The organism is Segatella maculosa OT 289 (assembly GCF_000243015.1).
In the GTDB taxonomy this organism is placed as follows: domain Bacteria; phylum Bacteroidota; class Bacteroidia; order Bacteroidales; family Bacteroidaceae; genus Prevotella; species Prevotella maculosa.
This window is the reverse complement of the sequence record NZ_JH594508.1, coordinates 64,607-87,007: the sequence shown is the minus strand read 5'-3', so window position 1 is coordinate 87,007 and position 22,401 is coordinate 64,607. Positions and strand designations below refer to the sequence as shown.

The 22,401-nt window shown below is 38.7% G+C and carries 19 protein-coding genes and 1 pseudogene; 14 read left to right on the top strand and 6 right to left on the bottom strand.

Annotated features, from left to right (window positions below; translation table 11 throughout):
- Window positions 1–28: 28 nt before the first annotated feature.
- Window positions 29–1,390 carry a hypothetical protein gene (locus tag HMPREF9944_RS10320; protein ID WP_008566197.1) on the top strand — a complete coding sequence of 454 codons (1,362 nt, stop codon included), beginning with the start codon at window positions 29–31 and terminating at the stop codon, window positions 1,388–1,390.
- A 174-nt stretch (window positions 1,391–1,564) separates the two neighbouring features.
- Here HMPREF9944_RS10320 and HMPREF9944_RS10315 read toward each other — a convergent pair whose 3' ends face one another.
- From HMPREF9944_RS10315 to HMPREF9944_RS10290, 6 genes are all read right to left on the bottom strand, one after another.
- Window positions 1,565–2,224 carry a hypothetical protein gene (locus tag HMPREF9944_RS10315; RefSeq protein WP_008566195.1) on the bottom strand — a complete coding sequence of 220 codons (660 nt, stop codon included), beginning with the start codon at window positions 2,222–2,224 and terminating at the stop codon, window positions 1,565–1,567.
- 21 nt (window positions 2,225–2,245) lie between these two features.
- Complete coding sequence (locus tag HMPREF9944_RS10310) at window positions 2,246–3,172, bottom strand: relaxase/mobilization nuclease domain-containing protein (RefSeq protein ID WP_008566193.1); 927 nt, start codon at window positions 3,170–3,172, stop codon at window positions 2,246–2,248.
- Window positions 3,169–3,516: a plasmid mobilization protein gene (locus HMPREF9944_RS10305; RefSeq protein WP_008566191.1), complete on the bottom strand. Its 348-nt coding sequence runs from the start codon at window positions 3,514–3,516 to the stop codon at window positions 3,169–3,171. Before HMPREF9944_RS10305 ends, HMPREF9944_RS10310 begins: the two co-directional genes overlap by 4 nt.
- A 102-nt stretch (window positions 3,517–3,618) precedes the next feature.
- Complete coding sequence (locus HMPREF9944_RS10300; RefSeq protein ID WP_008566190.1) at window positions 3,619–4,509, bottom strand: CHC2 zinc finger domain-containing protein; 891 nt, start codon at window positions 4,507–4,509, stop codon at window positions 3,619–3,621.
- A gap of 182 nt (window positions 4,510–4,691) precedes the next feature.
- Window positions 4,692–5,744, bottom strand: a complete 1,053-nt coding sequence (locus tag HMPREF9944_RS10295; protein ID WP_008566189.1) for an AAA family ATPase — start codon at window positions 5,742–5,744, stop codon at window positions 4,692–4,694.
- Complete coding sequence (locus tag HMPREF9944_RS10290) at window positions 5,741–6,049, bottom strand: DUF3853 family protein (protein ID WP_004375873.1); 309 nt, start codon at window positions 6,047–6,049, stop codon at window positions 5,741–5,743. The genes HMPREF9944_RS10295 and HMPREF9944_RS10290 overlap by 4 nt, the downstream gene beginning before the upstream one ends.
- 537 nt (window positions 6,050–6,586) lie before the next feature.
- Between HMPREF9944_RS10290 and HMPREF9944_RS10285 the strand changes: the two genes are divergently transcribed.
- The 13 genes and pseudogenes from HMPREF9944_RS10285 to HMPREF9944_RS10220 all read left to right on the top strand — a co-directional run bounded on the left by HMPREF9944_RS10285 (window position 6,587) and on the right by HMPREF9944_RS10220 (window position 22,114).
- Window positions 6,587–7,276, top strand: a complete 690-nt coding sequence (locus HMPREF9944_RS10285) for an AAA family ATPase (RefSeq protein WP_008566187.1) — start codon at window positions 6,587–6,589, stop codon at window positions 7,274–7,276.
- 99 nt (window positions 7,277–7,375) lie between these two features.
- Window positions 7,376–8,688, top strand: a protein-coding gene (locus HMPREF9944_RS10275) for an IS3 family transposase (RefSeq protein ID WP_406674634.1) whose coding sequence is annotated in 2 segments (ribosomal slippage) — window positions 7,376–7,655 and window positions 7,655–8,688 — 1,314 coding nt in all. Because the reading frame shifts where the segments join, the coding sequence is not laid out codon by codon here.
- Window positions 8,689–8,761: 73 nt separating this feature from the next.
- Window positions 8,762–13,462, top strand: coding sequence for a WG repeat-containing protein (locus HMPREF9944_RS10270; protein WP_008566184.1), 4,701 nt, complete (start codon window positions 8,762–8,764; stop codon window positions 13,460–13,462).
- Window positions 13,463–13,471: 9 nt separating this feature from the next.
- On the top strand, window positions 13,472–13,687 hold the full coding sequence (locus HMPREF9944_RS10265) for a hypothetical protein (protein WP_008566182.1): 216 nt from the start codon (window positions 13,472–13,474) through the stop codon (window positions 13,685–13,687).
- Between the two features lie 429 nt (window positions 13,688–14,116).
- Window positions 14,117–14,959: a hypothetical protein gene (locus HMPREF9944_RS10260; RefSeq protein WP_216594338.1), complete on the top strand. Its 843-nt coding sequence runs from the start codon at window positions 14,117–14,119 to the stop codon at window positions 14,957–14,959.
- Between the two features lie 139 nt (window positions 14,960–15,098).
- Window positions 15,099–15,788, top strand: a complete 690-nt coding sequence (locus HMPREF9944_RS13375) for an AlbA family DNA-binding domain-containing protein (RefSeq protein ID WP_008566178.1) — start codon at window positions 15,099–15,101, stop codon at window positions 15,786–15,788.
- Window positions 15,721–16,656, top strand: a complete 936-nt coding sequence (locus HMPREF9944_RS13370) for a winged helix-turn-helix transcriptional regulator (RefSeq protein ID WP_244861154.1) — start codon at window positions 15,721–15,723, stop codon at window positions 16,654–16,656. Before HMPREF9944_RS13375 ends, HMPREF9944_RS13370 begins: the two co-directional genes overlap by 68 nt.
- 71 nt (window positions 16,657–16,727) lie before the next feature.
- Window positions 16,728–16,958 (top strand): XRE family transcriptional regulator, encoded by a 231-nt coding sequence (locus HMPREF9944_RS10250; protein WP_244861153.1) that lies wholly within the window; start codon window positions 16,728–16,730, stop codon window positions 16,956–16,958.
- Between the two features lie 5 nt (window positions 16,959–16,963).
- Window positions 16,964–17,812 (top strand): hypothetical protein, encoded by an 849-nt coding sequence (locus HMPREF9944_RS13025; RefSeq protein ID WP_008566175.1) that lies wholly within the window; start codon window positions 16,964–16,966, stop codon window positions 17,810–17,812.
- A gap of 1,085 nt (window positions 17,813–18,897) precedes the next feature.
- A pseudogene (locus HMPREF9944_RS10235) lies at window positions 18,898–19,376 on the top strand (hypothetical protein).
- On the top strand, window positions 19,363–19,761 hold the full coding sequence (locus tag HMPREF9944_RS10230) for a hypothetical protein (protein ID WP_006951704.1): 399 nt from the start codon (window positions 19,363–19,365) through the stop codon (window positions 19,759–19,761). Before HMPREF9944_RS10235 ends, HMPREF9944_RS10230 begins: the two are co-directional and overlap by 14 nt.
- A complete protein-coding gene (locus HMPREF9944_RS10225) occupies window positions 19,758–21,818 on the top strand; it encodes a bifunctional DNA primase/helicase (RefSeq protein ID WP_008566171.1) in 2,061 nt (686 codons plus the stop codon). The genes HMPREF9944_RS10230 and HMPREF9944_RS10225 overlap by 4 nt, the downstream gene beginning before the upstream one ends.
- Window positions 21,806–22,114, top strand: coding sequence for a helix-turn-helix domain-containing protein (locus HMPREF9944_RS10220; RefSeq protein ID WP_008566170.1), 309 nt, complete (start codon window positions 21,806–21,808; stop codon window positions 22,112–22,114). The genes HMPREF9944_RS10225 and HMPREF9944_RS10220 overlap by 13 nt, the downstream gene beginning before the upstream one ends.
- Window positions 22,115–22,401 lie beyond the last annotated feature (287 nt).

Here is a 22,401-nt window from a genome sequence, read left to right as displayed (position 1 = left end):
CTTGTACTAAAAACTTAGATTAGTTAAAATGATAAAAACTAAAATTGTACACACTAATAATAACGGAGACATAGAATATAAAGTACTAAATGACACCGATTATTTTATAAAAGCCATAGGTTGGTGCCTTGTATTCCTGTTAGCTTGTCTTTTTTGTTTTTTTATTCAGAAATGGGTTGTTTCCCCTTTTCTTAATACTATTTCCTGCATTTTTGCATTATGTGCTATTGCCCTTTTCGGATTTATGTATCGCCGTAGTAGCCTACTAGGAAAGGAAGAAGCTTCTCTAGTTACTGATGCTATTCATTTTATTGCTGAACAAGATGCAATTCAACGAAATCAGGAAATTGTAGATATTAAATTTTGCTCAGATACTTTGGACTCATATGGTACTATTGATGAAGAATATGTCCTAGTTTTGCTTTCAGATAAAACAATACTAAAATATCCTATCGAACAACTTAATAGAGAAGATAAGCAGTATAATTATAAGTTGATTAAGAAAGGCTTCTCAGAATGTACAAATAAAACCCAAATACAAAAAATATTAAGACCTACCTTACGGTATAGGATAATGAATTCTCCAGCTCTTATCACACCTATAACATGGATTATCATAATTGGCATTTTGGCTATAGGAGCTGTTGTAATGTTCTTGTTTTTGACAAATATTCATGATGCATATGATGCCATTGCCCTACTCTCAATTCCATTTTGGCTACTAACATTTATTCCTATTGATAGATATATAGATAAGACATTACCAAAGAATAGAGTTTGCAATATTATTAGATTTATTCTATCAATTCCAGTTTTCATATTAAAGCTAGGCAACCTGGTTATGCCCTTTTTAACAATAATGCTAACGCTCATACTTATGTTTGCTTTCTCTTTCTTACCAATATTTTTTATAGTGATAGGTATAGAGTTGTTAGGATATAATATAACGTTAAACGCTAAGCTTTTTATTTTTCTTACACTCCCTTTTATTATTGCATCACAAGGTTCAATATTTATACGCAATATTATCTTAAGGCAAGTTCCATTTCGAGGGAATGATCATCATTACCAGTTATTCATGAGAGAATTGGTAAAGTTCCTATATACAAAAGAAAATTTGAATTTCATCATCTATGCTGGGTATTTTTTCTTTCTGACAGTTTCTACACTTAAGACCTTACAGACAGGAGGAACCATCCTAGGTAGAGAGATTGATTTAATTGTTGCAAAATCCTTTCTTGTATACATTGCATGCACGAGTATGTTTGACCGAAAGAAATTCTCAAATATTGAAGGAGGTACATTACTAACTCTTTTTTTAAAAATATTGTTGGCCAGTGATGATGAAATCTGGAGACAAAAAAGAAAATCCCATAAATTGGATGACTAATTAATTTCTATTTATTATGAGTGTATACAGAAGATATAATTGTCAAATTCATACAGATAAAGGTATCTACAAGCGAAGAATAAAAATAAAGGATTAACCAAGTTGAAGGTCAAAGAATAGTTTAATTATCAAACATTCCAAGAAGTTGTATGAAACAATTTCTTGGAGTGTTCACTATTTCTTCAAATGCTTCTTTAGTTTTCTTTGTTCTTGCTTGATTTTATCCTGCTGTAACAACAACTCAGCTTGTCTTTGCAGGGCTTGTTCGTAATCAACAACCTTCTGTTGTATCTGCTGAATCGCTTTGGGATTGCGATGTGTTATAAATATGCTGTCAAGATGAGTGAAGTCTACAGTCTTGGCTTTGCCCTGCATACGCAGATAACGATAACGCAGGTCGTAATCGGAGGCTGTTTGCAGTTTGTTGGCTCCCATACCAAAGAACCAACAACTAACCATGACTAAGCCACAAACTAATAAAAGCAGCATACGCTCGGCTAATTGAACGCTTGCAAATAGCGAGTAGTTCTTATATCCTACAGGCTTTTGTTGCTGACTGATGAGATCTTGTAGCGTTTCAAACTTTGGGTCGAGCTTCTTACTCGACTCTGATAGTGCCTCCAAAACAAAAAGTTGATGCTCCTTGATTTTGGCTTGAGTTTCTTTCGAGAGATGGATTTGCACAGCTTCTTGAGTTTTAATATTATCTGCTCTTGGACAGGACAGTTGTTCAGCAAGAGTAGTGCGCAGTTCTTCCTGTGCTTTGCTGATGGCTTTGCATTCTTGTTTAAGTTCTTCGAGAATATCAAGAACAGGTGCTATTTCGTTATTCATACTGATATAAATTTGATGTGATTAAATTCTACGTTTGCGATTAGCTCTATTGCGGAGTTTCTTTTGAAATCGAAGTTCATCAACATCTACGCCATTACTTGGTGTAGGCATAGAAAATACTTCACAAATTGCTTCGGATAGGTCGGTAATAAAATTGCTTTCATCTACAGGATGTGCCATAGGCTCATCTTGTAGATTAATTTGCTCTTGTTTGTGAGAATTTCGTTCTATCGCTGCATTGAGGCGAGAGAAAGAACACGAGCGGTCTATCTTTGAGCCGCTGAAACTACATCTATCTTTTTCAAAGATGATCCCCTGAACAACATCGGTATTGCCTTTCGTCTTGAAACGAGTGGTAATACCTTGTTGTTCTAACCCTGTAATAAAATCTTTCCAATTTTTCGATTGGGGTAACACAGTCTTGATAGCATCGAATATCTCATAGCGCAACTTGTCTTCACCTCGCAGTCGGTGGCGATTTACCGCCTTTTTCCCTTTGCCAAGTGTCAAACCGTAACGCTCGGTTAGTTCTCGGCAAATCTTTGTGGAGCGGTATTTCTCATTGCGGTCGCTGATGGTCTTGCCATCATTGCCAATGCGATTGATGCAAATGTGCAAGTGCGGATGCTGGCGGTCGCTGTGCCTTACGATAAGGCTCTGCGTATTCCCGTAGCCCATTTTCTCTAAATACTCATTGGCAATCTTCACCATCACATCATCTGTCAGTCGCTCGGCATCGCTGGCAGAGAACGAGAGTATCGTATGGCAAACGGGCTTCTGCACGTTCGGGCGCATAGAGGCTTGTAGAGCGAACTCGTCGGCGCATAGGTTTTGGTCGATAAAACCAATGTTATTACTCGCTAAAACCTTAGCTTTTCCTTTCTCTTTGCTAAGCATATAACTGACAACTCCACTGAAGTTTGTTCCTTTAATAATCTTGGCTATCATGGCTTCAATCGTTTCATAAGTTCATGAATAAGTTGTTTCAGCGCATTCAGTTCTTCGTTGAGTGCAGAGATGCCGAAAGCATTGAGCCGATGGGCAATTTGGTTAAGATTGTTAGCCATACCAGAAACTGTACGGATGAGTTGCATTTCTTCAGGCTTGATTCGGCTCTTTACTTCTGCATTTGTAATGAGCTGCCGTAAAAACTCTGTTCGAGGAATTGAGGCTTCACGTGATTTTCCCAATAAGGTGTAGTACTCCATTGTATTAAGCCGAAGAAGCACTTGATATTTCCGTTTCTCTGATAATGTCTTGGTGGGTCGTCCACCTTTATTCTTCTGTTCCATTTTTTATTTTTTTGATGAGACCAACGGGATTTTCACCTCCCTATGATGGAAGTAAGTAGGTTTTGAGATACTCAAAACACAAACTTGCTCCCCTAATAAACACTATCTTCTGATACCACGCTTCGTGGTTGGTAACGAAGGTTGATTTTCTTGTACTTTGGACTGAGAAACAAGCCATTCGTTGAGGTCTTTGTGAGTTCGATAGCGAACAGAGCCATCTATGATAGATGGGTAAAACTGCTTCAAAACGTCAAACGATTTTCGCCCTGCTTCATCATTGTCCAGAAAACTTTCAACTTGCTTGTAGCCTTTTATCTTCTCTTGAATACGTGGCAAAAGAACCAGAGAATTAAGAACTATGGTATCGCAAGTTGAAGAAGGATTTAGCGTTTGCCACGAAAGGAAATCCATAAACCCTTCAAAGATTTGTAAAACGTCTGTGCCTTTACTAATAGTTGTAATCGCTTTTGGAGCTATGCAACCTTTGAAATAAGGACTACGAATTTCCCAACCGCCAGCATCGTTTGCAAATCCAATGGCATAGTATGTCCGATTGGTATTATTGTATCGAATTTCAGAACAGAATCTATTGGCAATGCTGAGAGATATTCCTCGCTCTGCGATATAACGTAACAAATAAGGATTGGTAAGTGATTGCACAGATATGATTTCTAATTTGTACTTAGAGGTTTTTCTTTCACCGCCAAAAGAAAAATCTTGATGCAGTATTTGTTTTGAACCGGTTAGAAGCTCAATGGCTTTGTTCATGGTACAATGCTGTAAAGTACATACAAGGTCAATAATATCTCCATGTTCGCCAGTTCCGAAGTCATACCATTGGTTGCGCTCTGTATTTACTTTGAATGATGGCGTACCTTCGTTGCGTAGCGGAGAGCAGTACCAATAGTGAATGCCTTGTACTCGCGTAGGGGTATAGCACTGCTGTTGCAAATAATCTGTAATTGGGATTTGCTTGATATGTTGTATATCCATTGTGATTTTGTTTTGATGTTTGAAATGAATGATGGTCAACCTTTTTCTTTTGGAGGCTGGTTGATTTTTGTTTGGTCAGTTGGTCGTACACTATAGGCACCCTTTTGCGACCGACCAAACTTGTTTCTCTTTGGTCGGGTTGGTTCAGGTATATATAGCCTGCGTCCGACCGACCAAAGGTTTTAGGGCTGATAATCTTTGTTGAGCCGATATTTCCCTCGCTCTTCCTTTATCAGCAAACCTTTGTTGAGCAGAAATAGCAGAAGTTCTTTGAGTTTAGTTTGCCCATACGCTTGTCCTACAACCTCTGCATAAGCCTTTTTGAGTGCTGCAATGATTTCTCCATAGGACAAGACTTCACTTGTAACAAAGGTTTGCTTCAAAGCGTTTCTATGTTCCATGTCGCTTAGTTCATGATAGGAATAGCGGTGAGACTTGCACTCATTGTCCGAATACGAGTGGTCTATTTCGGGAACGCACATCCCATCTTCCATTTCCTTGAGCTGAAAAGCAAATTTGTCAAAAGGCTTGGAACGAATAATGGCAGGAGCAACGATGCTTCGCTCGGGCAGCGTGTTGTCCTTTGTGACTTGTAGGACAGTTTCTGCCTTGTTGTTAAGTTCGGTGCCAATATGTCCTCGTGCGTTGTCGTCGCCTTTATTGAGGTGAAGCACGGTTTGAATGTGGATGTTTTGCTCGCTCGTCCACTGCATCAGGTCACCCACCAATTTAGTCGCCTCCGTTGAGTTATTGATATCAAGCATTAAATCACGAATACCGTCAATGACTACCAAGCCCACGTTGGGTGTATGGTAGATGGCGTAGCGGATTATTTCTCTGCGCTCGTTAGGGTCAGCAATGGCTCTAAGATGACTGAACTTCAAATTCTGTGGTTCCTTGTCTATCGGCAGTTTTGCCAATCTCAAAATACGTTGCATCACAAGTTGGCAATGATAAGGGCTTTGTTCCGTGTCAAAGTAAAGAATAGTGCGTTTACTTTCAGGAAGTGATGCTTGATATTCCAGCACCTGCCCATTGATAAGGGCTGCTGCAACGATGGCACTCACATTGAAAGTCTTCTTGGCTTTCGCCTTACCTGTGGAAACACTGAAATTGCCCAGTGTACCTATAATGGCTTCACCAGCTTGCAATACAACTGGTGGAAGCGCAAACTCATCCGTTACATGAATGAGCGACTTTTTCCAAATGTTTTCATAATCTGTTGTATTCATCATCTTCCTCCTGTCTTTCGTCCTGCCAATTCCAGTGCAAGGTCAGCATCAACAATAATCTTGCGTCCTACTTGTGTAATGGCACGATTGATTTTACCACTCTGCTTGATACGGTTAGCTGTAGGCAGGCTACACCCAAAGAGGCGTGCAATGCCAGCCAACCCGTACACATATCGCTTTTCTTCTTTGGAGGAAGAAGCCTTTGTTGATTCCCTGCTCGTGGACATATTACTGTGTTGTGCAAGGAAAAGTAATTCTTCACCAGTCATCTGCCAAACAGGCTTGTCCAGTAATTCGTTTATCGTCATAATTCAATTGTTTTGAAATGAATAACTCGCCCTTGCGCATAGGGCATTCAGTCAGGTCTGACGATGCAAAAATAGAGAGCTTTTGATACTCTACCAAGAGGCAGGGATATAGCGGGAAGGAGAGGGAAATGTAAGGAAATCATAGGGACTCACTAAACATAAAACTCTACTTTCAGAGATAAACTTGCCCTCGTGTGCTATCAGAATCTTGTCCTCTAATTGTAATGTAGGGAAGCAAACTCATTCCTTGATGTTAATACTTAGTGTTTATTCGTTTTATTAAGGCGAACTTCATACCTTTTTAGGTAAAAATACTCGCTAATGTCAAAGAAAGAAGCGCAAACAGATATATGGGTGTACGACTTGTTGAAGTCAGCCCACATCACATTAGAATATCAAGGCTCTACTATCTCAGAGATAGAAGGTAGCTATGTTAAACATCTTTGTTCTATGAGAAGTAGCATAGGCAGTATATCACACAGTATCGAAATCACAATACCTATTTTTTAGGTAATAGTATAGAAGAAATATTATAGTATGTATATCAAGGAAATCAAGATATTAAACTTCCGAAACTTCAAGAAAGCTTTGATACCCTTCCATGAAGGAGTGAATGATATAATAGGTCATAATAATACAGGTAAAAGCAACCTGCTCCGTGCAATAGGTTTAGTGCTTGGCTATAGTGACGGTCGTAGGTTGAGTACAAGTGACTTATTTTACGAGACAGATGTAGAAGTGCTTCAACAGCAGTCGCTATGTATCCAAATAACTCTTATCCTCCGTAGGAGTGAGGGGGAAGATTTGGATTCTGCAGAAATGGGGTTATTCTCCAGTATGATGACAGACCCAGCATTAAGCGAAGAGGCGGAATTGAGATACGAGTTTCAATTGGCTGATGCGCAGGAAGAAAACTATAAGGCAGATGTCGCTAGCGCAACTACAGCCAAGGAAACATGGAAAATCATAGATCGTGACTATATCAGACTCTATAGAAGCTGTCGCTTGGGTGGTAGTCAGGCCGCAGGTGTCATTTCTAATGATGTTTTGGGGCAGATTGACTTCCAATTCCTTGATGCCATTCGGGATGTCAGTCATGACCTATATGCCGGTTATAATCCACTTCTTAGGGATGTACTGAATTTCTTTATCGATTACTCTGTTAAGAATTGTACGTTGTCAAACAAAAGTGCACAACTTGAGCTCCAATTAAGTTTGGGGTTTTAGTTAGAATTATCAATAAAAAAGTATATTTGCACAATGACAACAAAAAAGAATTTTCCAGTAAGTTCTTAGCATGGTTCTTCAGAATCCTTATTAAAGGATATTCGTCGTAACACGAAACGAATTTTCACTTCAGAACAAAAGGTATTGATTGTGATGGAAGGAATCCGTAGCGAACATAGTATTGCCGAGCTCTGCCGTAAATATGGTATATCAGATAGTACTTATTACAAATGGAATAAGGAATTCATTGAGGCAGGTAAAGCTCGCCTTGATGGTGACATCGTCCGTGAAGCAACAAGTGATGAGGTGAAGGAACTTCGTCAGGAAAATATTCGCTTAAAGGAAGCTCTTGCCGATTTGGTAGTGAGATATGACGTTGTAAAAAAAAGCTTGAAACTCATCGAATAAGCCCTATGCATGAATTGTATATACGTTATAGTGCGGAAGAGAAAGAGACTATAGTTCTGTCAGTAAAGCGTTCAGAGTTAAGTATTGTTCAGGCCCTCAAACGCTTAGGTATTCCAAGGCGTACTTTTTATAACTGGTATCAGAAATATGCCACAGGGGGAGTGAATGCTCTCAGAGAAACGCTTTATAGGAGGCAGACGACATGGAACCGCATCCCCGACCATATTCGACAAATAGTGGTTGAACTTTCTTTAGAGCATCCTGAGCTCACCCCCAGGGAGTTATCCGTCCTTTTATTGGAAGAAAGTCAGATATTCGTTTCAGAATCAAGCTTTTATCGTATTCTGCATGAAAGAGGTCTATTGGAATGTATGGAGCATGATTTCGTCCTTGCAGCCGATGAGTTCCATCATAAGACTAAATTCCCCAATGAGATGTGGCAGACCGATTTTACCTATTTCAAAGTCAAGGGGTGGGGCTGGTATTATCTCTCTACGGTAATCGATGACTACAGCAGGTATATCATCCATTGGGAGCTATGCTCGAGCATGACCTCTGAAGATGTATCCAGAACAATAGACAAGGCAGTTGAAAAGGCCGGGGTTACACTTCAGAATCCTCCTTGCTTACTATCGGACAATGGCCCATGCTATATTGCTTACTCGCTCAAGGAGTATCTCGGTAAGGTATATAACATCAGGCATATTCATGGCAAACCCTTGCATCCGCAGACGCAAGGAAAGATAGAACGATATCACAGATCGATGAAAAATGTGATAAAACTAAATCATTATTTCTGTCCCTCTGAATTAGAAAATGCTATCGATGGGTGGGTGAAATACTATAATGAGAGAAGATTTCATGAATCGTTGGATAATCTTACACCTAGAGACGTATATTTAGGGCAAGGGGAGAAAATCAAAAAGATAAGAGAAATAATAAAGCAAAATTCAATCAACAAAAGAATTTCTGATAATAAAACAATGAAATATCAGAGTAAATAACTATATTTGCAGTTGTGCACTTTTGTTTGACAACGTACAGTGACAATTCTTTTTAAGGCAAAACTATATAATTATGATTAAGTCACAACCATTGGATGATTTTAATTGGGAAGAGTTTGAAAGTGGAACTGTTTCACAGACTTCCTCTACTTTTAAAGGGTATGATGAAGAACCCGTTTTTCACCAAGGCATTGCCATTGTCAAAAGGAATGGTAAGTATGGGGCAATTATGGTTGGTGGAAAGGAAATTGTACCATCAATATATGATGCACTAACAGAATTTAAAGATGGGGTGGCCGAAGTTGAATATAAAGGCGAAAAACGAAAAGTTAATCTGTCGGGGCAGATTCATGTAAAGCATGGTAATGAATCTGTATTCCTTCCTGATGAATATGATTGGGGATTTGATTTTATTAATAATATTTGTGTTGTTGTAAAAAATAATAAATATGGAATTATTAATAAGTCTTTTGATGTTGTTTTGGAATGTGAATACACTTTTTTTGAAAAATTTAGAAATGGCTTTGCTATCATAGGAAACAATGTTATCAATGAAAAAGCCGAAGAATGTTTTAAGATAGACAATTCTTTCCCCGATGGGGATAAAATAATAGAAAAAAATGGCCAACCGCTAAAAGGTGTTATGAATTCTGATATGAAAATTATAATACCTGTATTGCATTATAATATAATGCGTTTAAAGAGTGGGTATTATGTAGCAGAGTCTGAAAAAAAAGAAAAAATAATCATATCGTCTCCAAACGGGAAAGTGGTTTCAAAAATTGCTGTAGATAAGGTTGAAGACATAAATGAATGTTTCTTTGCTACATATTTGACTGATGAAGAAAACACTAAATGTGAAACGTCAATTTACTATGCTCCCGAAAAACTATTATTAACGATTCCTTATAAAGTAAACGTATATCCATGTAAAGATAATTCGGTGCAGTTTTCACTTGATGGATTACAATATGAATATGATGTGGAAGGTGGTCTATACATAGTAGCAAAAAAATTACAATATGGTTCATCAGAGTGGGATTTCCGTTGGGAAAAGGTTAATCCAAGAAAGGTGAATCATACATATGTGGAGTATACACATTCTTTTTTATCACAAGAATATGAGCTTATTGAAGACAATAGGTACAAAAAGGGTATTTCTAATTTGTTAGGCGATACCATTATAGAACCACAGTATAATTACATTAGACATATCTATGGAGATTTATTTATTGTGGCTGTGCCAAACCCCAAGACAGAAAAGAAAACACTCGTTTTTGGTGTAGTAGACAAATCTAATAAGATAATAATTCCATTTGAATACGACTGCCTTATTCCTATCAGCGACAAATATATAGCCTACACAGAAGGTCATATATACAATGTTGTTGATAATAATGAATACTGGACAATGGATTTTCCATCTAATGGTTATTATACCAATGTTACATTTGGCATATTAGATATGGATGGGAAAAAAATCTCTAAGCCCATTTTTAGTAAAATCAATGAGATTAAAACTGGATTAGGGTTTATTGTCGGTGTTGCAATTAAAATGGACAAAACTCTAAAATATGGCATAATAGACAATAAAGGCAATTACATTGTTACACCCAAATATGAACTTATTGGCTATGATGAAAAAGACGATTTGTTTAATACAACCCTTTCATATAGTGAGACTGGGCGATATCCATTTGAAAAGTTATCCAATCATGTATCCATAGATGGTTCTTTCGTGGTATATAGTGACAATGGTATAGTTTCGAAAGTTCCAGTAGAAATCGCTGACTGGTGTGGTTCCTTTAATGAAGGTTATGCAGAAGTCATAAAAGGCGGCATTAAGGGTAAGATTAACAAGTCAAATCACATTGTTGCTTTTTTAGACGAGAAATGTATTGTTATACCAGCACAATATAACTTCGCATGCAATTTTAAATTTGGTTATGCCCCAGTTTCAAAAAATGGGAAATATGGTATAATCGATGCAATGCAAAAAGAGGTAATACCATGTAGCTATGAATATATTGAGCCATTATCTTCCACCAGATTTAAGTATAAAGAAGGAAAAAAATGGGGGATTATTGATGAAAGAGCAAACATTATTGTAGGTCCAGAGTATATTAGTATTTCACATCAATCTGAAGAACATTTTAAAGTCGAGTTATCAACACCCAATGGTAGTGTTACTGAACATTATTATGGACTTATAGATAAAAATGGGAAAATAGCAATTCCTATAAGATGCACGTCTATTTCCAAATTGTCATATGCCAACTATTCGTTTTGGATTGCCAAGACACGGAGTAAACAAGGAGTTTATAGTGAATTGGCCGATGTTATAATCCCATTTATATATGACGACATTGAAATACAAGATGGTAAATTCGTATGTAAACTCTTCGAGCAACAGTATCCATATTCGAGCCGCTACAAACGCGTCAAATATGAATTTTGTTATTCACTAAAAGGTGAATACTATTTAAATATTGATGATAAAATGCTTTATGTTGTTCCAAGTGAATATGACATTGCATATTATGCGGGTCAAGGATTAATTTGGATAGAGAAAGATGCAACGTGGGGATTAATTAACATGATGAATGATGTCATTATTTCGCCGGTTTTTTCTTATTTTGAAGCATTCGAAGGCTCGTTTGCAATAGTAGGTAATTCTGATAATGGCGCAACAAAGTATTTCCTGGATGACCATATATGGCATATGAAACGGGGATTAGTTGATACATTTGGAGCAATTGTTCTTCCGATAGAATATGATTTTATTGAAAAATGGGATAATGGTTATTATTGTGCATCGAAAGACAAACATACAATTCTATTATCTCCTAGCCTTCATCCCGTCTTCAATACAGAAAGGATTTTAGAGAAATTGGATGATAGATATATCTTAATTGTCGATGGATATACTAAGTATGGTCTAATTGATTATAATGGAAACAAAATTATTCCAACCGACGATGAGCATAATTTTGAAGAGATTGAAGTTTTGAAGAATGGTTTCTTAAAAGTAACATATCATAAGGGCGAGTATGGCAGTTCACATATTGCCATACTTAATAATCAAGGGAAAGTAATTTTCGAAAAAAATTATGATTGTGATGACATAAAAATATTGGATTATGGATATATTTTAATTGAGTGTAACAACTATGGTTCGCCTAACACATATAGTTTGGTAAACCTACAGGGTAAGGAAATTTTACCAAATTCCTATTATGAGATTAAACAAAGAAATGATGGAATGATATCTATTAAAAATTATGAGGGATGGGGATTAGCTGATTTAAAAGGAAATATAGTAATAGATACAGAATATCTTGACGAACTTGTATTTGAGGATGGTCTAGCCAATATAGGAGTGAAAGGTTCTTCTTTAACTCAGAAAATAAATAAGAATGGAATTGTTATTGTCCATAATGGAAAGAATGAAATAGAATTGCCCAATAGTGTGTATTGGGGCACTGATTTTATTAATAAAGTTAGCATTGTACGAGGAAAAGGTAGAGGATATAATGTTATCGGTGTCGCTAATATAAAGGGAAATATTATCATACCGACTCGATATAAAAGTGTTTGTTTACTGTCAAATAAAACCTTTCGCGTACAAGACGGAGATTGCTATGGTATCTTTGATTTAAAAGGAAACGTTATATTTCCTTCAATATTCACTTCTATAGAATATATAGATGACGATAGGATAAAGGTAACTTGGAATCTTAAGACGGTCAAAGAATGGAATAACAAGTGTGATTATGTGGGTGAAAAGTATAAAGGATATGACAACAAATACCTTGTGGATAATAGATCAGCCTTATGTAATTATAAAGGAGAGATAATTAATGATAAGGAGATTATTCTCGTTGGTAAATTCATAAATGGGTATGCAAGAGCATACAAAGAAGTAACGATAGAAAAGGGCCGTGTGCAATTAAAGCAGGCAGGTGTAGTTGATACTTTTGGTAAAACAATAATTCCACTTATATATGATGGCATTATTATCTACGAAGATTCACCATATATTAGGTTAAGGAAAAATGGCAAATATGGAATAGCCAATTTAAAGTCTGGTAAGCAGAAGATTTTTAATAAATTGGATATTAAACATTTGTGGGATATTGACAAATTGGGCAGATGTGTATATAGTGAAGATTGTAAATATGATAGTAACTGTGAGGATTGGATTGGTGGTACTCGTGGTGTCTTAAACTTAAAAGGGGTATTGATCCCAACTGGGCAATATTATAATATAGTACTTTTAGACAACGGGCTAATTAAAGTATCAAATGAGGATGGGGACTTATATGGTTTATTGGATGAAGACGGGAATGAGGTTATACCAATACAATATTCATATATTTCTTCATTCAAAGGAAATTTGGCTACTATTTGTATCAATGGAAAACGTGATGATGAATGGCCTTATAGAATAAGAGGAGGCAAATGGGGAGTTATTGATAGCACAGGAAAGCTTGTTAAGGAATGTGTATCTGACAGAGAAGAAGTTTTAGAAGAAAAGGAATCTGACAATAAAAGAACGGATAATAACGTACAATTTGAGAAACCATCTGTTGTCCTTTCTGATAGGATACCAGAACCCAAGGAAAGAAACTCTTATGATTATGCCTATGATTCATACCGAGATGACGATGATGAAGGTCCATATAGTAAATATGGAGGATATAATGGCTGGGATGATAACACCATAGATGAAGCTTTTGATGGGAATCCAGAATTAACTTGGAATATTGATTAAAACAATGGTATGGGACGATACTATTATCCTAATGCTACCAATGCCTTAGAAGCGAAGATCCAATTTCTTCGTGAACATCATTACAAGATTCGTCATTGTTTCATGAATGATGGCGGAAAAGGATATGTTCTATTTGATACAAGAGTTGATATAAATGATTGGTATAAAGAAATACAGGGGAAAGTGTTTTATGAAGATGAACGTGAGGATGGTGGTTTCCGATAAATAACAGGCAACAAACCCGACCAACGCTAAGCCTGATATGCGAAGGTCATAATTCAAATTACAAGTATGAAAAAGAAAAATGTTTTCAGAAAGTAGCTTGAATCAGAAAGATGGATTCAAGCTGCTAAAAAATTGTGGTTGGTATCACAATTAGTAACAAGTTTGCTAACCTTGAATGGAGATATGTAGCAGTACTGCTAGCAACCGAACATTGTTAAAGAGATAATTCTTAACTGCGATCTCCTAGGGGCGTATGAAGATGTTAAAGAATCTGAGACGTTGTTCCGAAAGTAGACACTTGATTGACACTCTCGCAAAAAGACTGACTGCTGGTGGCAAGTCTGTTCGGAGATGAAGGTTCGATTCCTTTAGTCAGTCCGTAATAAGTGTTTCAATAAATCCATATAAATATATAGTGATTGGTTAAAAATGTATCTACTCTTAAAATACCTCATAGATAAAATGTGGAACTCATATTGTATGTTTTCCAATGAACATTATTCAATAGCAGTTACGGTATTAACTGCTCTACTTACAGGTGGTTTTCTTATGCTATTCATTGAGAATCGCCATATTGGAGATAATGTAGTGAATCGTTACCATTTCATAATGACGCCATTCATGCATAGATTAAGTAATTTTTTTAAATTCATTTCCTCTGCCAAAATCTACTATGTAATTAATCGTGCCGATAAAGAAGTATATGTGCATGACTTCAAATCGTTGCTTGATAAGATGGGAAAATATGCTCATCCTTGTATAATGTCAGGGCAAGATTATCCTTGCTCCAAATTTAGTGCCCAAGAATTAGAAATGTTGTGTGATGATATTAATCGAATTTGGTATTACTGGGATGATAAGCACAATTACATGCAAGGACATTATGTCTATGAAACAGACAGAGCAGAACGCTTTGCTACTTTGGGACATGAATATCTTAAGGAAGTTTTTCCCAAAGAATTCGATGGAGAAAAGTTCTCTATGGCATTAATTAGTGATGTGTCAGGAAAATTCTATACCGACGTATGGCAACCGATACAACATGTCCCTTTCCAATATGAATATTGGCAAAAAAAAGATCATAAATTTAAGGAGCTTTCAATATTTACAATCTGTACATCGTTGATAACATTAGCTCTTATATTACTGTTGAGATATTTATTACCAATGTGGATTCCAACATTACTAGTTATCATTTGTATGGCTAGTTTGGGATATACGTTGTTTGAGATGATCAAACTTGATGATTTGTCAAAAAATATATTTAGATAAACGGATTATAAAGTGTTGATATGACTGAATCTGTATTACAGCAATACCTGCTTCACGAGTACCCACAAAAGATTGCCTGGTGTGAGTGGAAATATTTAAGAATCTTAAGAACCGCTGAACATATAGTAATGCGATAATTATGGCACTAGCAATAAACATAGAAGATCTGCTGAACAAGCAGAAGATAGAATCCAACAGGATTGAGTTCAAGAAGGGTTGGAATCCGGCAAGCATATACCATAGTGTATGTGCTTTTGCCAATGATTTCGATGACCTTGGAGGTGGGTATATCCTTGTGGGCGTGGATAGTGACGATGATACAGGTATGGCGATCCGACCTGTGGAAGGTGTACCCATTGAGAAAATTGATGGCATCCTTCAGGAGATGGTAGGCTATAACAATAAGTTGTCACCATACTACATGCCCAGGACGAGTGTGGAAGATGTGGATGAAAAACAGGTTTTAGTGATTTGGTGTCCTGCTGGTATCAACCGTCCGTACTCTGTGCCTGAGAATGTCACTTCAAGAACATCCAAGGAGTACTTCTACATTCGCAGCGGTACGAGCAGTATCATCGCAAAGGGCGAGGTGTTGGATGAACTGCGTGAATTGGTAAGTCGGGTACCATTTGATGAGCGAGGGAACAGCGATATTCAGTTAGAGGATATCTCGTTGGTACTGCTTCGTGACTATCTCGTCAAAGTCGGAAGCAGACTCAGACCAAGTGGCAATAATGCCTCTGTCAAAAATTCTCGATCAGATGGAACTATACACGGGACCCAAGGAGAATCGCTTGCTTCGCAACGTGGCAGCCATGATGTTTTGTGAGGATCCAAACAAGTTCTTCCCATATACTCAGATTGACGTGGTGACATTCCCTAATGGCAAACGGAAAGACCCAAACAATTTCACAGAAGTGACATTCAAGGGCAGCGTTCCGCAGATGATAAAGCAGACGATGGAGTACATCAAGAGCAATGTGCTCAAAGAGTATGTTCGTAAAATCTCTGGCCGACAAGAGGCTAATCGTTTCTGGAACTATCCTTACGATGCAATAGAGGAGGCTGTTGTAAATTCTGTGTATCACAGAGATTTCATGCAGCATGAACCTATCGAGATAACTATTGAGCCAACGGGCATATCTATCCTTAACTGCCCAGGTCCTGACCGTAGCATTCCCAAAGAAGACATTGAAAAAGGTGACATGCTTAAAAGCCGACGTTATCGCAACCGCCGTTTGGGTGACTTCTTAAAAGAACTTGACCTGACAGAAGGTCGCTCAACAGGCGTGCCAACTATTCAAGCTAAACTAGCCGAGAATGGTTCGTCCCGTGCAATCTTTGAAACGACCGATGACCGTATGACATTCTTGGTAACGATTCCCGTTCATGAAGGATGCAATGAAAGTTCGGAGAAACTAAGGTCAGGTTCGGAGATAAGTTCGGAAAGAGGTTCGGAAAGAGATGGTCTTGGTTCGGAAACAAGTTCGGAAAGAGGTTCGGAAACAAGAGATTTGATAATTGAGATTATTACACAGAATCCACGAGTAACCACAGCTGAGATTGCGATGCAGCTTAGCATCTCATCCCGAGGAGTGGAGAAACAAATGAGAAAGCTCCGTGAAGCAGGTGTCATCAGACGAGTAGGTGGAAGATATGGTGGTTATTGGGAGATAACAAACAAAAGCAACAAATAAATTTGCGAGATATGTTATTCGGAAAGAAGATAAGAGAACTAAGAGATGAGCATGGCGTACTTTAACGCCAGTTGGCTGCATTATTGGAGATAGATACCCCTATGTTCAGCAAGATTGAACGGGGTGACATGCGGGCGAAGCGTGAACAGGTAATTAAGCTTGCTGAGTACTTCCATCAAGATGTGAACGAAATGTTGACCCTCTGGTTGGCAGATAAGGTGCTTGATGCGGTGGATGGAGAAGAAGAGGAATTAAGCAATGATCCCATCAGCACTGCCCAAGAACAAATAAAAGCATTGTAAAAAGTATGGAGATTGACATTTTCCCTCTACCCCATCGGAAGGAAGGGATAGCGCGTAACCTCGACAAGGGGTTCCTTGGCATTCTCATCATCACCTACGTCATAGCGGCTTTCAAGACAGCTCAGTATATTGTGGGTAATGATGCAGACAAGGAGTTCATGTGCTTCCTGCTCACAATCCCGATATTTATTGGCTATTACGCTCTGTTTGTGCTTGTCTGTCATGGCATCAAGACGGTACTCTATGCTTACTTCAAGTCTCATCGCAAAGAATGGAACAGCATGGCAGACCGCGAGGAGATGGAGGAGCACATCGCTCAAAACCTTGGCCAGATACAGAAGAAGGTGCAAGAGAAGACCGCTACTGTCAACAATCAAAAGAATGCGGCACCAGCTGTGGTTGACGCTCCCAAGACTGATAGCAATGTCGGGTCACAAAGTCCGGAAGAAGTATCCGTTACTCCTGAGACATTGGCAAAGTTGCAGCTGAAGCGTGACATCCAGAAGGCACATGACGAATTAGAGGTATTCATCAACCAAGTGCAGATTAACCGCAAGCAGATGAATGAAGCAAAAGTTGCTCGCGAAGCAAGGAAACTTGAAGCCATCCTCAAATACACTCGTTATACACTCATGCCTCATGGTTTTACGGATGAAGAACTATACCAGATAGAAGAGGCTGTCAAACTTCTTGTTGAATTCAATGGCGTAACCCGTATGGAAGCCCTCTCCATCGGCAAGAAGAAAGAGCTGAAACAAGCCGACCTTAAGAACTTCTGTTGGAATATAGCATACCAATATGGGATAGATCCAAAGACCACAGCCCTATTTGTGCTCAACCTGTTCTATGCCTAGTTTAGCAATACCGAACCATCAAGCATCCAAAAGACGCTGTGCAATACAACTGGCAGATATACGATTGAAATAGACGAGCACATCATAGTCAATTTGCCTCAGTTGGAAGAGAAAGTGCTTGGTAGCATAAGTAGGTAGCGGTATTTATCTATTTCTATCTTTGCTTATCACAATCACCTCTATTATGTCCTCTTATCATTTACGTGTCGATGTAATTAACTGATACACAATGGTGTTTACATTCGATGCAGTACTATTGTTCTTATCTTCAAATAGTAGAGGACAGGGTATTTCGCTAAATGATTTTCCACGAAGACCTGTAAGAAATATGACTGAAAGCCAGCGCATGATATATGTGGTTTGTTCCAGAGCTACGCAATTTCTAGCATTGGCAGTACCGAAGTCTATCTCAGATGAAACTATTAGGAGAGCCCTGGCTGGGGTGAAGGCAAATGTACGTTATATCAACCTACAAGGCGAATTAGATTTTACAGATTAATGCTCAGAACTTTGGCGAAAACAAGTCTTCTTTGCGAATCGCTTGACGAACTTATGCAAGATGTGTGCTTTACATACCTTTTCCGATGAATTTGTTTCAAAGGATTAAATGGTTTTTGGGGTGTAATAAAGGGTGTAAATCACGTAATTTGTTGATTTACACCCTTGTTTGCGGAGAGAGAGGAAAATGAACCTTTTTCTCAACTCCCTGTATCATAGTATTTTATACTGTTCAGTTTTTTCTCTGTAACCAAATTGTAGCCACAAGAGAGTATTTTGAGAGTACCCATAGATACTGTTATGAGAAATACACACTTGTATTTATCGCGTTCAAAGGTACAAAAAATATGAACTTCCGCCAAATATTTGGTTGAAAATCTTTTAGAGAGATTCCGGCTACAATTTCAGTGCACGGTGCAAGCCCTTATATATAAAAGGGACTTGCACCGTGCACTGACGGTCTATGCTGTTGAAAAATAATAAAAATTGCAAATGGCATCATATTGCCAACATTGGCAATCTAATATTCTTAAAAAAGGTTTATTTCTTTAGAACTTTGCATTTAGAAATCAAATTAATTAATAAATATGGATAAGAAGATGATACCTCAAAAGAGAGAGGGACGCTTGTTTATCGTGCTTCCCACTCTTGAAGACATGCTGTCTTTTTGTAAGGATAGCAAGATGAAAGCTCAAGTTGCCGGTATGGAATATTCCAACTTCAGGAAGCATTGCAGAATGCAAACAGATTTAAGAATTGACACCTATACTAAATGTGCCTCGGCATTCGATATGGATGTGCTTCTTTTGCATCTTCCCAAGGGAATGATAGAATCTTTGGTGCATACTACCGAAGACAAAGACCATAGTTTCTTTACAATTGAAAAAGAAGATCTCATCTTTTTGTTGAACAAACTCTGTCAGGTAGATCACAAAAGAATAATTCAGCATATCATATTTCTTGCCAACTGTATAGTAAAAAAGCAAGACTGCATATATACATTTCATGATTTGATAGAAGCAATCGAAGAACTTATTCAAAACTGATGCGTGATGACAGAGAATAACATGCTTCCTGCTACCCTTTTGGAGGAAATACATTCCTTGAAAGAGAGCATGGATCGAATTGCAAGCTTCATTCTTGAACTGAAACAGGACTATGCCGTGTTAGAAGAAAAGATTGAACTGAACTCTTCCGATGTCCTGCGGCTTCTAGGCATATCCAGAGCCTCACTTGCGCGATGGAGAGACAGCAAGGTTGTCCCTTACCGTTATGTTTCCTGCAATCACGTGGTTTATCCCTTCAAAGGACTGTACATTGCAATCAAGACGGGGCGTGCGTCCTTCAAAGGCTTTCGTAGAGTGGAAGCACTTCAAAGGCTCAATGCCTACAAGGATGGTATCCAGAAAGGATATATGGGAGATTCACAAATTTTGTTTGAGGAACTATGAATATTAAGGAAGAAATCTTGGAACACACAAACAGAGGACTGGAAGTCTTCAGTTTCTATATGCCGATTGATTTTGTTCCCAAACGGAATTTTCGGAATCCGTTATATGAGGACAAACGGGCTTCCTGCAATATCTATTTTGACACGAGGTCGAAGTGCTATCGCATGAAAGACTTCGGTAACGAAATGTATTCCGGTGACTGTTTTTGGTTTGCAGCCGCAATACAAGGCTTGGATATACGGAGGGACTTTATGAAAGTGCTGAAGATGATTATCAATGACCTGCAACTGAACATTTCATTGCCGTACCATGATTGGGGCGAGAAAAGCAAGTCGAATGCCAATATTCCTCCCAAACCTCCCATATCCGTGAATGCCAGTAAGCAGGCAGGCTCCAAAAAATGGTTCAGGATCGCAGAACAATCTTACAAGGATAACGAACTTGGATTTTGGGCACGGTATGGCATCGGAACGAAAACCCTGCAGCGCTTTCAGGTCAAGTCCATAGCCCGTTTTGAGTCGGTTTCAAACCAAGGAAAGGCATATACCATTCATTCTTCTTCGGAAGAGCCGATGTTCTGCTATGCTATGAGGAACTTTGTTAAAGTGTACCGTCCATTCAGTAAAATGCGGTTTTTGTATGGAGGAGAAAAAGTGGAAGATTATGTGTTCGGCTTTGAACAGCTGCCCAACAAGGGCGACATACTCTTCATCACGGGTGGAGAAAAAGATGTACTTTCCCTCTCCGCCCATCATTTCAATGCCATCTGTTTCAACAGTGAGACTGCACAAATCCCAGAAAGCATAATCGAGAGCCTGCTGCTTCGTTTTCGCCACATCATTCTCTTATACGATACGGACGAAACCGGTCTTAGGGAGGCAGAACGGCAAGCGGAAGTCCTGTCCGCTTATAAGGTACTTACCCTGACACTTCCCCTGCAAGGCATCAAAAGCGAGAAAGATATATCCGATTACTTTGCCTTAGGGCATAATGAAAAAGAATTGAGAGGGCTGCTGTCAGCCATGCTCTCCCAAATTTATACACAGACCATCATGATGCTACGTTCATGTGAAATAGACTATGACAATCCCCCCGATGCTTCAAAGTCCGTTGTGACAGTGAATGGCGTACCGTTGGGGACACAAGACAATCTGTTTTGTATTACGGGCGGCGAAGGTACGGGCAAAAGCAATTATGTGGCTGCCATTCTTGCTGGGACATTAGGAACAGAACGGTTACCTTCCGAGAGAACATTGGGATTGGAAATTACGCCCAACCCTAACGGCTTGGCGGTATTACACTACGACACCGAACAGTCCGAGGCACAACTGCACAAAAATTTGGGTAAGACCTTACAACGTGCTTCATTGAAAACCGTACCGGAGTTTTACCACTCCCTGTACCTTGCCTCGCTCTCCCGTAAGGACAGATTGAAACTTATCCGTGAGAGCATGGATTTGTTTCACCACAAGCATGGAGGCATCCATCTTGTAGTGATTGACGGCATAGCCGACCTGATACGCTCCGCCAATGATGAAACGGAAAGCATAGCCATCGTTGATGAGCTTTATCGTCTGGCAGGTATCTACAATACTTGCATCATCTGCGTGCTGCACTTTGTGCCGAATGGCATTAAGCTCCGTGGTCACATCGGTTCCGAGCTGCAACGCAAAGCCGCGGGAATTCTTTCCATAGAGAAAGACGACAATCCGGAATACTCGGTGGTAAAAGCATTGAAAGTCCGTGACGGAAGTCCGCTGGACGTACCGATGATGCTTTTTGGCTGGGACAAGGGTGAAGATATGCACGTCTATCGTGGTGAGAAGTCCAAGGAAGACAAGGAAAAGCGCAAGACCGATGAACTTATTGGTGTTATTAGAGAGGCTTTCCGAAGTTCTCTCAAACTCTCATACCAAGAACTGTGTGAGGTTCTGATGCGCGAAATGGAAATCAAAGACAGAACCGCAAAGAAGTACATCGCCTATATGAAAGAACAACATATCTTGGTGCAAGATGCAAGTGGAAACTATCAAAAAGGGGAACTATGCCATACTTAGACCAACAATCTGAAGACACATGGCAGAAATGCCTGTTTGATAAACTGAAGAATGTGGAAGATAAGCTCGACCGTTTGCTCGTCCTACGGGAACAGGAAATAGATACAACCGTTCACCCTCCATTGAAACCGGAATACTTGGACATCATAGATGTCTCAAAAATCTTGAAGGTAGAACAAAAAACTATTTACAACTGGGTTTGGGCAGGAAAAATCCCTTATCTCAAAGCTAATGGACGATTGCTTTTTCTTCGGGGAGAGATTGATGAAATGGTACGAAAGCGGGAGGAATGGTAATTCCTTGCTGCCATCAAAGACTATTGGCATTTATTTTGTAAGAATGAGAAATAATGCGTACATTTGCAAACAGAAAGATAGTTGCGGATTCTTCGCACTTCAACGAAAACAGTACTCGCTTGGCATACACCATTGGATCTGCCGGTGAGTCTATTTTATGAACTATGCCCAATAAGGAATCGCACCTGATACTGTTTGATGCCATTAAGATAGCCTTACGGACAAAGATGATTTATCATTTCTGCATTTGATACTGCTCTTAATGAAAAAATCATCGCTTACAATGA